Origin of the sequence: Baekduia soli, from assembly GCF_007970665.1 — a bacterium.
In the GTDB taxonomy this organism is placed as follows: Bacteria; Actinomycetota; Thermoleophilia; order Solirubrobacterales; family Solirubrobacteraceae; genus Baekduia; species Baekduia soli.
Genome location: NZ_CP042430.1, coordinates 4330985 through 4343538 on the forward strand (window position 1 = coordinate 4330985; position 12554 = coordinate 4343538).

Here is a 12554-nt window from a genome sequence, read left to right on the forward strand (position 1 = left end):
CGCCGAGGGCCGCGCGTAGCGTCGCTCACCCGTCCCCAGAGCCGAGGAAACGACGGTCATGCTGCGACTCGCCCTTCTGTCCATCCGCCGCCCCGTGCCCACCCTGCTCGTCTGGCTCGCGGTGGCCGCCGCGCTGACGGTCGCCGGCCTCGGCGTCTCGCACAGCCTCTCCCCGTCGGTCGTCACCGTGCCGGGATCGGAGTCCTCCCGCGCCCAGACCCTGGCCGACCGCCAGTTCGGCCCCAGCGTCCTGGTGCCCATCCTGCTGCAGGGCCCCGCCGCCCAGCTCGACCGCCAGGGCCCCGAGCTCGTCCGGCGCCTGGCGGCCCGCAGCGACACGCGCGTCATGTCGGCCTGGGACGGCGGCGACGCCGCCAAGGCCCTGCGCCCGGCGCCGGGCTCGGCCATGATCGTGGCGTCGCTCGCGCACTCCGAGAAGGCCATGGTCAACCGCTACCAGGCCGAGATCGACCGCACCGTCGACTTCGCGCTCAGCGGCAGCGTGCGCTGGCACATCACGGGCCAGCCCACGCTTGACCGCGCGCTGAAGCACTCGGCGATCAGCGACACGCGCCGGGCCGAGCTGCTGGCCATGGCACTGCTGTTCGTCCTGCTGCTCGCGCTGCTGCGCCGCCCGGTCGCCGCGGCGCTGGTCACCGCCTTCGGCGCGGCCAGCGTGTTCATGTCCTTCGGGCTGATGACCCTGCTCGGGCAGGTGATCGCGATCGACCCGATCGCGCTGGCCCTCGCGTCGATCAGCGGCCTGGCCCTGGGCATCGGCTTCGCGCTCATCGTCCTGCGGCGCTTCCTCGACGAGGAGGGCCTGCGCGATCCGCACATCGGCCGCGGCGCAGAGCAGGCCGCGGTCGCCCATGCCGTCGCGACGTCCGGGCGCTCGGTGCTCTTCGGCGGCACCGCGCTCGCCGTCTGCCTGCTGCTCGCCGTGCTCATCGCCCCGACGACGATCGTCGGCTCGCTGGGCATCGGCGCGGTGCTCTGCGTGCTGCTGGCCGTCGGGGGCGCCGTCGTCGTGCTGCCGGCCTTCCTCGTCCTGCTGGGCCCGCGGATCGACCTCGGGCGCTTCGGGCTCCCGGCGCCGCTGGACCGCGCCTGGCAGCGCCTGGTCGGCGCCGGCTCGTTCGTCACGGCGCGCGCCGTGTGGACGGGCGCCGCCGCGACCGCGGTCCTCGCCGCGCTCGCCGTCCCGGCCGCGGGGCTGAAGACCGGGCCGCCCGACATCAGCCAGCTGCCCTCCGGCTCTCAGGCCCGCCACGACTTCGAGACGGTCGCCAGGGTCATGGGCCCGGGCTGGCCGACGCCCTACAACATCCTCGTCGTCTCGAGCAGCCGGCCCATCACCGACACGGCGCTCCTGCGCAGCCTGGACACCTACCAGGCCAAGCTGGCCATGGACCCGCGGATCGCCTCCGTCGCCGGGCCCGGCGCCTTCCGCGCGCAGACCAAGGACCTGGGCAAGCTCCCCAAGACCCTCAAGGACTCCGAGAAGCTGCTCAAGGGCGGCAGGAAGCAGCTCGGCACGCTGGCCAGCGGCCTCGGGCAGGCCGCGGCCGGCACGAAGACGCTGCAGGCGGGGCTGCAGTCGGCCGCCTCCGGCGCCTCGCAGCTGCAGTCGGGCTCGGGGACGGCGCGCAACGGCGCCGGGCAGCTCAAGGCCGGCATCGCCAAGGCGCGCGCCGGCGCGCTGCAGATCTCCGGCGGCCTGGACACGGCGCTCACCGGGGCCAAGGCGCTGCGCGCCGGCGCCGCCAAGGCGCTGGCCGGCTCCAAGCAGCTGACCGGCGGGCTCGGGAAGGCCGCGACGCCGGTCAAGGCCGGCGCCCCCGTCGTCAAGCAGATGGCCGCCGACCTCAGCTCGGCCGACGCATCGCTCGGCGGGCTGACGGGCTCGGCCTCGGCGACGACGACGAGCCTGGACCAGGCGATCGCGTCGCTGCAGGCCGCGGGCAACGACCCGGCGGTGGCCGCCGCGCTGGCCGCGGTGCGCAGCGCGCGCGACCACGCGAGCTCGGTGGCCTCGGGCCTGGGCACCGTGCAGACCCAGATCTCGGGCGCCTCGGGCGTGGCGACCGCGTTCGCGACGCAGACGAGCCAGCTCGCCGGCGGCCTCGGCCAGCTCCTGGCCGGCTCGACCGCGCTGCAGAGCGGCATCGCCCAGCTGCGCAACGGCAACGCCGACCTGGACACCGGCATCGCCAAGCTCAACACGGGCGGTGGCCAGCTCACCGACGGGCTCGCCGCGCTGCAGACGGGCGCCGGCGCGCTGGAGGACGGCCTCGGCCAGCTCACCAGCGGGGCCGGCCAGCTGGCCGGCGGCCTGTCGGCCGGGACCGCGCCGGCCGGGCAGCTGACCTCCGGGCTGCTGAGCGGTCAGAGCCAGGTGACGAGGTTCCGCGGGCAGCTGCCGTCGGCCAAGGACCTGGAGGAGCTGCAGAAGCAGTCGCCCGGCCTGTTCACCAACGGCTACTTCACGCTGGCCGCGATCGCCGGTGCGCCGAGCAGCCAGGCACGGCAGGCCGCCTTCGCGGTCAACCTGGCCCGCGGCGGCAACGCCGGCCAGATCGTCGTCATCCCGCGCTACGCGAGCAAGGACGAGCGCACCCAGCAGCTCGCCACCTCGCTCAGGGACTCCGCCGCGGCGTTCGGGCGCCAGACCCACACGACCACCGCGGTGGGCGGCCCGGCGGGCAACCTGGCCGACTACCACGGCGTGACCGCCGGCCGCATCTGGCCCGTGGTCGCGACGCTGGCGGTCGTCGTGGCGCTCATGCTCATGGCCATGCTGCGCACGGTCGTGCTGCCGCTGGTGGCCGTCGCGTTCGACCTGCTGGCCGCCGCCGCCGCCTTCGGCATCCTGTCGCTGCTGTTCACCGGCTCCGGGGCGCCGCTGGGCGGCCCGGGCTACCTGGACCCCGTGATCGTCGTCGCGCTGTTCGCCGCCTCCTTCGGGATCACGGCGTTCTTCGAGGTCGCGCTGCTGAACCGCACGCGCGAGGAGTTCCTGCGCACCGGGGACGCCCACCGGGCGCTGCGCGCCGGGCTGCGCGACACGGCCGGCGCGGTCACCATGGTCGCGGTGGCCATGGTCGCGGCGGTCGTCCCGTTCCTGTTCGAGACCATCATGCAGGTGCGCCAGATCGGCATCGGCCTGGCCGCCGTCGTGATCCTCGACGGCCTCCTGGTCCGGCCCGTGCTGCTGCCCGCCGCCGTGGAGCTGTTCGGCCGCACGGCCTGGTGGCCGACGTCGCGCTCGGCGCCGGGCGCCGCCCAGGCGGGCGAGCTCGGATCCCGCCCGGCGCCGGGCCCCGACCTCAGGCCGCCCACGCTGGCGGGCGGAGGGCGGTCGTGAGCTCGCCCGACGTGGTCGCGGCCTACGACGCCACCGCCGGGGCTGCCGACGGGCTCGCACTCGCGCACCTGCTCGCCGAGCGCATCGGTGCCGAGCTCGTCGTCGCGCGGGTGCTGACGGGCGGGCACTACGTGGTCGCCGACCGCGCGACCGAGCGCGGCATCCGGAAGGCCGTGGCCCGGACGCGCGAGGCGATCCTCGCCGTGATCCCCGAGGCCACCGACGTCGAGATCGTCCCGATCATCGACGCCTCCGTCGCGCGGGGCCTGCACGAGCTGGCCCGTGCCGAGGGCGCCAGCGCGCTCGTCGTCGGCTGCTCCGCGCACCACGGCCTCGGCCACCGGCTGCTCGGCGGGCGGCCCGAGCTGCTCGCCGACGGCTCGCCGTGCCCGGTGTTCATCGCCCCCGCGGGCTTCGCCACCTCCGGGGGCCCACGCCGCGGCCCGATCACCGTGGCCTACGACGGCACGCCCGCCGCCGAGCATGCGCTGATCTACGCCTGCGACCTGGCCGAGCAGCTCCGCATGCCCCTGCGGCTCGTGGCCGTGCAGGCGTCCTGGCTGACGCACGCCATCGGCACGCCGCGCGCGACGGACGCCGTGCTGGCCCGCGGGCTGGACCTCGTGCGCGAGCGCAGCGCCGGCCGCGTGCACGCCACCACCGCGCTGCGCCACGGCGACCCCGCCCACGCCCTGGCGCGCGAGACGCGCGAGGCCGGGCTGCTCGTGCTCGGCTCCCACCACCGCGGCCCGCTGGGGCGTGCGCTGCTGGGCAGCGTCTCGGCGGCGGTCGTCCGGACGGCGCACGGGCCCGTCGTCGTGACCCCGCGTGGCTGACCGCACCCCGCTGCTGGCGCCCCCGGGCGCCCGCGACCACGCCGGCGCGCCGCGACACGCGGCGCCGTTGCGCACCCCGCTCGTCGTCGTCACCGGCAAGGGCGGCGTCGGCAAGTCGACGGTGACCGCGGCGCTCGCGCTGGCGGCGGCTCGCCGCGGAGCGCGCGTGACGGTCGTCGAGGTCGCCGCCCGCCACGACGTCGCGGCCATCCTCGGCCATCCCCGCCCCGGCCCGATCGCCGTGACACGCCGCGTCGCCGACGGCGTCGACCACCTCTCCATCGCCCCGCACGAGGCGCTGTCGGAGTACGTCGGCCGGCGGCTGCCCGGCCCGGCCGCCGCGGTGCTGCTGCACTTCCGCCTGTTCTCCCTGCTGGCCGCCGCGACGCCCGGCCTGGCCGAGCTGCTGACGATCGGCAAGGTCTGGGACCTCACACGGGCGCCGGGCGCCGCGGGGCAGCATGTCGTCCTGCTCGACGCCCCCGCCACGGGGCACGCGCTCGGGCTGCTGCGGGCACCGCGGACGTTCGCCGCCGCCACGCTGCGGGGGCCCGTCGCCCGTCAGGCCGCGGCCGTCGACGCCGACCTGCGCGACCCGCGGCGCACGTCGGTCGTCGTCGTCGCCGCGGCCGAGGACCTCGCGGTCACCGAGACCCTGCAGCTCGCCGAGGGCCTGCACGCGACCGTCGGCCGCGGCCCGCAGCGCGTGGTCGTCAACGGGCTGCTGCCCGACCGCTTCACCGCCGCCGACCTGCGCATCCTGCGCGCCGCGCCGCCCGGGCCCGTCCCGCGCGCCGACCTCTCGGCCGCCGCGCGCGCAGCCCATCAGCGCGACGCCCTGCACCGCCTGACCGCCGGCCTGGGCCCGGGTGTCCCGGTCGCCACGCTGCCCTTCGCGTTCGCCGGGGCCCCGGACACCGCCGGCCTGGCCGCCTGGGGCGCGAGGCTGGACCCGTGAGCGCCGCGGACCTGCTCGAGGGCCGCCGGGTCTGCATCTGCGCCGGGTCGGGCGGCGTGGGCAAGACGACGACCGCCGCGGCGCTGGCCGCCGGGCTGGCGGCCGGCGGTGCCCGCGTCGCGCTCGTGACGATCGACCCCGCCCGGCGGCTGGCGCAGGCACTGGGCCTGCGCGGGCTGGGCAACGATCCCGAGCGGCTGGACCCCGCGCCCTTCGCCGCCCACGGCCTGGCCCTGCGCGGCGAGCTGTGGGCGATGACGCTGGACCCCAAGCGCACGTTCGACGACCTCGTCGGGCTGCTGGTCCGCGACGCGGCCGCACGCGACGCGGTCCTGGCCAACCGCATCTACCGCGAGCTCTCCGGCGCGGTGGCCGGCTCGCAGGAGTGGACCGCGGTGGCCAAGCTCGACGAGCTCGCCGGCGGCGGGCGCTTCGACGTGGTCGTGCTCGACACCCCGCCGTCGCGCAACGCGCTGGACCTGCTCGACGCCCCCGACCGGCTGACGGCGCTCATGCGCGACCGCGCCGTGCGCGCGCTGGCCGCACCGGGCGGCGTGGCGACCGGGTGGGGCGCCCACGGCGCAGGCGCGGCGTTGCGGCTCATGCGCCGCGTCACCGGCGTCGACCTGCTTGGCGACCTCGGCGACCTGGTCTCCGCGCTGGGCACCGGGGTCGAGGGCTTCGCCGAGCGCGCCGAGCGCGTCGGGCGACTGCTCTGCGACCCGGCCACGGCGTTCATGCTCGTCACCGCCCCCACGCCCGGGCCCGTCGGCGAGGCCCTGTTCCTGCGCACCCGGCTGCGCGAGCGCGGCATGCCGTTCGCCGGGGCGATCGTCAACCGCTTCCACCCCCTCGCGCCCGTCGCGCCGTCGACGCGGCCGCGGGACGTCGCCGCGGCGCTGCCCGGCGCCGGGCCGGGCCTCGTCGCCCGGACCGTCCTCACGCTGCACGAGGCTCACGCCCTGGCCGCACGCGACGCGGCCCAGGTCGCGCGGCTGCGCCGCGGCCTGGGCGGGCCCGCGCCGCTGCTGGTGCCCGAGCTCGACGACGGCGTGCACGACCTCGCCGGCGTCGCCGCCGTCGCCGAGCACCTGTTCGCGGGTGAGGCGCGGGGCGCCGAGCTCCTGGCCGGCAGCGCGGCCTGATGTTCACCGCGGCGATCGTGCTCGCCCTGCTGTTCTCGCTGACCAACGGCGTGCACGACGCCTCCAACGCGATCGCGACGCTCGTCGCGACGCGGGCCGCGACGCCCGCCCAGGCCATCGTGCTCGCCGCGGTGTGCGGCCTGGCCGGGCCGCTGCTCGTCGGCGCCGCGGTGGCCGACACGATCGGCGCGATCGTCATCGTGCCCGGCAGCGCCGGCGTCCGCGTCATCGCCGGCGCGCTGCTGGCGGCCGTGACGTGGAACGCGCTGACCTGGCTGGCCGGGCTGCCGTCGAGCTCGGGCCACGCGCTCGTCGGCGGGTTGGCCGGCGCGGGGCTGGCCCAGGCCGGGACGGACGCGATCCGCTGGGGCGGCCTGGACGGCCTGCACCCCGTCGGCATCGCCGGGACGGTGATCGGCCTCGCGGTCGCGCCGGTGCTCGGCGCCGGCGCGGCGGCCGCCGCGATCGGCGCCGTGCGGCGGCTGGCCCGGCGCGCGACGGCGCGGCTGCGGGGACCGACGCGCGCCGGGCAGTGGGCGATGGCCGGGGCACTGGCCTTCAGCCACGGCGCCAACGACGCGCAGAAGTCCGTCGGCGTCATCGCCGCCCTGCTCGTCGCCGACGGGCGCGCCACGTCGCTGGGCTCGCCGACGTGGGCGATCCTCGCCTCGGCCACCGCGCTGACCGTGGGCACGGCGATGGGCGGCTGGCGGATCGTGCACACCGTCGGGCGGCGGATCTACCGCCTGCACCCCATCGACAGCCTGGCCAGCCAGACCGCCTCGGCCGGAGTGATCCTCGGCGCGTCGCTGCTCGGCGCGCCGGTCTCCACGACCCAGGTCGTGGCCTCCTCGGTCGTTGGCGTCGGCGCGGGGCGCCGCCGGATGCACCACGTGCACTGGACCGTCGTGCGCCACATGGGCCTGGCCTGGGTCGTGACCGTGCCGGCCACGGGGGCCATCGCCGCGCTGGCGGTCCTGGCCGGGAGGGCCGCCGCGTGAGGCGGCGCTGGTTCCTGCCCGAGGCCCCCGACCTCATCGGCCTGCTCGGCCGCCAGCTCGACGTGACGATCGAGGGCCTCGACGCGTTCGCCGCGTGGGCGGAGGGCGACCCCGACGCCGCCCTGGCCGTCCGCGACGCCGAGCACCACGCCGACGCGATCAAGCGCGACCTGCGCGCCACGCTGCGCACCGCGTTCGTCACCCCGCTGGAGCCCGAGGACCTCTTCGCCCTGTCGGGCGGCATCGACCGGCTCATCAACCAGGCCAAGGACCTCGTCCGCGAGGCCGAGGTCATGGCCTGCCCGCCCGACCGGGCCGTCGCCGAGATGGCCCAGCTGGTCGCCGACGCGGCCCGCCAGCTCGCGCGGGCGGTCGCCCGGCTGGGCGACGCCGACGGCGACGCGGCCGAGGCCGCCGACGCGGCCATCAAGCTCGACCGCGGCGCCGAGAAGGTCTACCGGCGCGCGATGGGCGAGCTCGTCGAGGTCGAGGACCTGCGCGCGGTGATGGCCCGGCGCGAGCTCTACCGGCGCTGCTCGCGCCTCGGCGACGCGGTCGTCGACGTCGCCGAGCGCGTGATCTACGCGATGGTCAAGGACCGCTGAGCCGGCGCCCGCCGCGCGGCCGGGCCAGCTCGAGCGTCAGCCGCGCGGCGGCCACGAGCTCGCCGGGCATCCGGTCGGCGGGCAGCGTGGCGAAGCGCCGCCAGGCCCGCTCGGGCTTGTGGCCGCCGCGCGGCAGGCGCGAGACGGACTCGAAGTCGGGGGCCAGCTCGATCGCGCGGCCGGGCCCGGCCAGGGCGGCCAGGCGCTCGTTGAGCGCGCGGTTGCCCGCCGACGGCTGCCGACCCGCCCGGGCGTCGCGGTCGTGCAGCACGACGAACGGGACGCCCGCGGCGCGGCACACGCGGGCGAAGAGCACCAGGTTGGCCTTGCCGCCGCACTCCACGATGGAGATGCCCTCGCGGTCGGCGTCCTGGCCCAGCGCGGCGAAGACGAACGGCAGCGCGAGCTTCTCCGTCTCGCCCTCGACGAGCAGCGCGACGCGCGCGAGGAACAGCTCCGCACGCTCGGCGTCGAACTCGCTGAGCACGCGGAAGTCGTCGTCCGGCGTCAGCGCCGGCGGGCGCAGCGCCTGCGTCCCGACGTCGCCCGAGCGCTCCACGAAGACGAGCTCGTCCATGCGTGCGACGTTCAGGAACGCGGGCGAGTGGGTGGCGTAGATCACCTGGTTGCCCGCCGCCCCGAGCCGGCGCAGCAGCCGCGAGCACCACCGCTGGGCCTGCGGGCGCAGGTACAGCTCGGGCTCCTCGACGAGGACGACCACGCCCGTCATGTGCTCGTGGCACGCGGCCTCCAGCGCGGAGAGCAGGCACAGGGCCGGCACGGCCGGCGAGACGCCGTCGCGGCGGCGCAGGGCGTCGCGCACGTGGGTGTGGAAGCGGGCGACCGGCGGTGCGGGCGCCACGTCGCCGGGCGGGCCCACCACGGTCGTGGCGCGGTCGCCGGCGGCCAGGAACAGGACGGGCGGCACCGAGCGGGGCAGCTCACGCTCCAGCGCCGGCGGGCGGCCCGCGACCTGCGCCCAGGCGCCGCCGGCCAGGCGCGCCCGCACGAGCAGCCCGTCGCCGCCGCGGCGCACGTCGCCGGCGTCCAGGGCGGCGCCCGCCGGGTCCAGCACGCCGCGCAGCGCCGCCAGCAGGTTGGACTTGCCGGCCTGCGCGTCGCCGACGAGCGCGCAGACGGCGCCGGGCGTCAGCGTCAGCTCGCGGATCGTGCGGAAGTCGCGGACGGCGAGCTCGGCCACGAGCGGGCGCTCGGCCCGCGCCCCATGGTCACCGGCACGGGCGTGGGCGTGGGCGTGGCGGGCCATCGAGGCCCAGTCTGCCGCGACGGGCGTGGCCGGTCGACGGCGGAGGCCCGCGCCCCGGGCGCGGGGGACTACGGAGCCCGCGCGCAGCGCGCTGCGGACGGCAGGCGGCACGGCCGGCGCCAGCATCGGGCGATGACCTCCGATGCGATGGGCGCGCTGCAGGTCAGCCTGCCCGGGCGCCGGCGCCCGCGGTCGTCCGCCGAGGTCGTTGGCACCTGGGTGGGGTCGTGCGGCCAACCGGGGGGGCCGACGAGGCGCCGGAATGGGCGCCTCCCCGCTCACACGCGCCGCCGGTGGCGCGAACGTGGGGTCATGCCCCACGTTCGCGCCATCCGTCCCAGCGCGCTCAGCGCCGCACGACGACCGCGTAGGGCAGGCGCACCACGCCCAGGCGGGTCCTGACGACCACGCGGAACGTGAGGTGGATCCCGGCCGAGCGTGCCGGCCACACGATCGTGTCGTGGAAGCGGCCGTGGTGGAACGCGTAGTTCGAGCGCCGCGCGACGACCTGGCCCTCGAAGAGGTACTCGTAGCCGATGCGGCCCGACAGGGGCGTCCCGCGACGGCTGCGGGCGGTGACCGTGATGGGCCACAGATGTCCGGCGCGCGGATGGTGGCCCCCGGCCTTCAGCGTGGCCACGAACGGCGCCGAGGCGGCGGGCGCCGGCACCGCCGGCGCGGCGACCGCCACCGCGACCGCGGCGACGGCGGCCACCGCCGCCATGGCGAACCCACGGCGCACGGGCATCAGCGGCGCCCGACGCGCTGACGGCGGCGCCGGGCGAGGGCGTCGATGGTGACCGCGACGGCCAGGACCGCGCCCGTGATCACGTACTCGACGGTGGAGCCCAGCGCGAGCAGGTCCATGCCGTTGGAGATCGACCCGATGACCAGCGCGCCCAGGAGCGCGGCGCAGACCCGCCCGCGCCCGCCGGACCTGCCCGCGCCGTTGTCGCCCGCCAGGGCGACCACCGCGCCGAAGCGCTGGTTGACCCCGCGCGCCTGGAAGCGCGGCGTGTGGTCCGGGCTCGTGGCCACCGCGCTCATCGTGCGGTCCTGGCGGCCTCGAGGACGAGGCGTTGCTCGGCGGCGGCCACGAGCCGCCGCGCGCGGCCGACGGCGTCGAGGTTGACCGAGATCGCGTCGATCCCCGCCCGGACGAGCAGGTCGGCGTACTCTGGGTGCACCGACGGGGCCTGGCCGCAGATCGAGGTCTGCAGCCCGAGCTCGCGGGCGCGCGGGATGAGCTCGCGCAGGTAGTCGACGACCGCGGGTCGCGCTCGTCGAACGTGCCGGCCAGCAGCTCGGAGTCGCGGTCGGCGCCGAGCAGGAGCTGGGTCAGGTCGTTGGACCCGATGGAGATCCCCGCGATGCCCAGGGCCGCGTAGCGCTCCAGGTTGAACAGCACGGACGGGACCTCGGCCATGATCCAGAGCTCGAAGCCCCGGCGGCCCAGCAGGCCGGCGGCCGCCACGAGCTCCCGGCAGCGGCGCAGCTCGTCCACCGTGCGGACGAACGGGAGCATGACGTGCAGGTTGGTGTGGCCGTCGTCCCAGACGCGGCGGATCGCGTCGAGCTCGAGCGCGAAGACCTCGGCGTCGCGGGTGTAGCGCAGCGCGCCGCGGAAGCCGATCATCGGGTTGGCCTCCTCGGGCTCGAAGCGCTCGCCGCCCTCCAGCCCCCGGAACTCGTTCGTGCGGAAGTCGATCGTGCGGTAGGTGATCGGCCGGGGCGCGAAGCCGTCGGCGAACGTCGTCAGCGCGGCGGCCATCCTGGAGGAGAACTCCTCGCCGCGGCCCTGCTCGACGAGCAGCCGGGGATGGGCGCCGTCGAGCGCCTCGAGGACCATGAGCTCGGCGCGCAGGAGGCCGACGCCCTCGACGTCCATCGCCGCGGCGCGGGCGACCTGCGAGGGCTCGGAGAGGTTGACGAGCAGGCGCGTGGCGGTGACGGCCGCGGCCGGCGCGGCGGCGGCGGACGGCGCGCCCTCGGCGGCGGGGCCCGCCGCCGGCGCGGGGCGGCCCTCGAGCACGACCCCGCGGCCGGCGTCGACGGTGACGATCTCGCCGTCGCGCAGGCGGCGCGTGGCGTCGCCCGTGCCGACGACGCAGGGGATGCCGAGCTCGCGCGAGACGATCGCGGCGTGGCAGGTCATGCCGCCCGAGTCCGTGACGATCGCCGAGGCCCGGCGCATGAGCGGCACCCAGTCGGGCGCGGTCATGTGCGTCACGAGCACGTCGCCCGGCGCGACGTTCGCCGCCTCGGCCATCGACGCGGCGAGGCACACGGGGCCGCTGCCGGTGCCGGGCGCGGCGCCCAGGCCGCGCACGAGCGGCTCGCCGGCGGCGACGGCGCCCCCGTCGGCGCCCAGCGCGTGCCCGCCGGCCGAGGTGACGGGGCGCGACTGCAGCATCCACACGCAGCCGTCGGTGTCGAAGGCCCACTCCGTGTCCTGCGGGGCGCCGTAGTGGCGCTCGATCTGCACGGCCAGCCCGGCCAGCGCGGCGACCTCGTCGTCATCCAGCACTGGGCGCGTGGACTCCGGGCCGCTCAGCGCACGGGTGCGCGTGCCGCCGCCGGGCAGCGGCTCGACGGCCAGCTCCTTGGCCCGCACGTCGCGGGCCAGGACGGCCAGCGAGGCCTTGTCGACGACGTAGCGGTCGGGCGAGACGCTGCCCGACACGACGCTCTCCCCCAGCCCGAAGGCGCCCTCGATCACGATCCGGTCCGTGCGGCCCGAGGCCGGGTCGATCGTGAACATGACGCCCGCGCGGACCGCGTGCACCTGGATCTGGACGACGACGGCGATGTCCATCCCGGCCTGCGCGAAGCCCCGCTCGGCGCGGTAGTAGACGGTGCGGGCCCCGAACAGCGACGCCCAGCAGGCGCGCACGGCGTCGACGACGGCGTCGGCGCCCACCACGTTGAGCAGCGTCTCGTTCATGCCGGCGAACGACGCCGAGGCGGTGTCCTCGGCGGTGGCCGAGGAGCGTACGGCCACCGCGACGTCGTCGCCGTGGTCCAGCGCGCGGTAGGCGCAGACGATCTCCTCGCGCAGCGCCTCGGGCACCGGGGCCTGCGCGACGAGCGCCCGGGCGCGGGCGGCGGCGGCCTGCAGGCCGGAGGTGTCGTCGGCGCGCACGCCGTCGAGCTCGGCCTCCAGCCGCGCGCGCAGGCCGCCGGCCTCGCAGAACGCGGCGTAGGCCGGGGCGCCGACGACGAAGCCGCCGGGCACGGGCAGCCCGGCGCTCGTCAGCTCGCCGAGGTTGGCGCCCTTGCCGCCGGCGAACGCGACGTCGGTGCGGGCGAGATCGGCGAGGCTGCGGACGGTGGCGACCGCGCCGCCGGGGACATCGATGGCGCTCATGGGCGCAA

9 protein-coding genes and 1 pseudogene are annotated in these 12554 nt (G+C 77.3%); 6 read left to right on the top strand and 4 right to left on the bottom strand.

The window, feature by feature from the left end; all coding sequences use genetic code 11:
* The first annotated feature begins 58 nt into the window (after positions 1-58).
* Genes FSW04_RS21005 through FSW04_RS26445 form a run of 6 tightly spaced genes read left to right on the top strand, consistent with a single transcriptional unit; the run spans position 59 to position 7912 of the window.
* On the top strand, positions 59-3367 hold the full coding sequence (locus FSW04_RS21005) for an MMPL family transporter (protein WP_146922168.1): 3309 nt from the start codon (positions 59-61) through the stop codon (positions 3365-3367).
* The gene (locus FSW04_RS26440; protein WP_187368970.1) at positions 3364-4203 is read left to right on the top strand and encodes a universal stress protein; all 840 of its coding nucleotides are present in this window, start codon (positions 3364-3366) and stop codon (positions 4201-4203) included. Before FSW04_RS21005 ends, FSW04_RS26440 begins: the two co-directional genes overlap by 4 nt.
* Positions 4196-5161 carry an ArsA-related P-loop ATPase gene (locus FSW04_RS21015; protein WP_146922169.1) on the top strand — a complete coding sequence of 322 codons (966 nt, stop codon included), beginning with the start codon at positions 4196-4198 and terminating at the stop codon, positions 5159-5161. The genes FSW04_RS26440 and FSW04_RS21015 overlap by 8 nt, the downstream gene beginning before the upstream one ends.
* A complete protein-coding gene (locus tag FSW04_RS21020) occupies positions 5158-6306 on the top strand; it encodes an ArsA family ATPase (protein WP_187368971.1) in 1149 nt (382 codons plus the stop codon). The genes FSW04_RS21015 and FSW04_RS21020 overlap by 4 nt, the downstream gene beginning before the upstream one ends.
* A complete protein-coding gene (locus tag FSW04_RS21025; RefSeq protein WP_146922171.1) occupies positions 6306-7307 on the top strand; it encodes an inorganic phosphate transporter in 1002 nt (333 codons plus the stop codon). Before FSW04_RS21020 ends, FSW04_RS21025 begins: the two co-directional genes overlap by 1 nt.
* On the top strand, positions 7304-7912 hold the full coding sequence (locus FSW04_RS26445; RefSeq protein WP_187368972.1) for a DUF47 domain-containing protein: 609 nt from the start codon (positions 7304-7306) through the stop codon (positions 7910-7912). Before FSW04_RS21025 ends, FSW04_RS26445 begins: the two co-directional genes overlap by 4 nt.
* On the opposite strand, the gene FSW04_RS21035 is transcribed toward FSW04_RS26445, so the two are convergent.
* The 4 genes and pseudogenes from FSW04_RS21035 to ppsA all read right to left on the bottom strand — a co-directional run bounded on the left by FSW04_RS21035 (position 7899) and on the right by ppsA (position 12546).
* Entirely contained in the window at positions 7899-9179 is a 1281-nt protein-coding gene (locus FSW04_RS21035) for an ATP-dependent nuclease (RefSeq protein WP_146922173.1), read from the bottom strand. The genes FSW04_RS26445 and FSW04_RS21035 overlap by 14 nt on opposite strands.
* A gap of 346 nt (positions 9180-9525) precedes the next feature.
* Positions 9526-9927, bottom strand: a complete 402-nt coding sequence (locus tag FSW04_RS28735; RefSeq protein WP_146922174.1) for a hypothetical protein — start codon at positions 9925-9927, stop codon at positions 9526-9528.
* Complete coding sequence (locus FSW04_RS28740) at positions 9927-10226, bottom strand: hypothetical protein (RefSeq protein WP_187368973.1); 300 nt, start codon at positions 10224-10226, stop codon at positions 9927-9929. Before FSW04_RS28740 ends, FSW04_RS28735 begins: the two co-directional genes overlap by 1 nt.
* A pseudogene (gene ppsA, locus FSW04_RS21050) lies at positions 10223-12546 on the bottom strand (phosphoenolpyruvate synthase). Before ppsA ends, FSW04_RS28740 begins: the two are co-directional and overlap by 4 nt.
* Positions 12547-12554 lie beyond the last annotated feature (8 nt).

What these genes read in the sequence shown, in the direction of transcription:
- FSW04_RS28735 (WP_146922174.1), bottom strand. Translation starts at nt 9,927, where the DNA reads ATGCCCGTGCGCCGTGGGTTCGCCATGGCGGCGGTGGCCGCCGTCGCC.
- FSW04_RS28740 (WP_187368973.1), bottom strand. Translation starts at nt 10,226, where the DNA reads ATGAGCGCGGTGGCCACGAGCCCGGACCACACGCCGCGCTTCCAGGCG.
- FSW04_RS21005 (WP_146922168.1), top strand. Translation starts at nt 59, where the DNA reads ATGCTGCGACTCGCCCTTCTGTCCATCCGCCGCCCCGTGCCCACCCTG.
- FSW04_RS21035 (WP_146922173.1), bottom strand. Translation starts at nt 9,179, where the DNA reads ATGGCCCGCCACGCCCACGCCCACGCCCGTGCCGGTGACCATGGGGCG.
- FSW04_RS21025 (WP_146922171.1), top strand. Translation starts at nt 6,306, where the DNA reads ATGTTCACCGCGGCGATCGTGCTCGCCCTGCTGTTCTCGCTGACCAAC.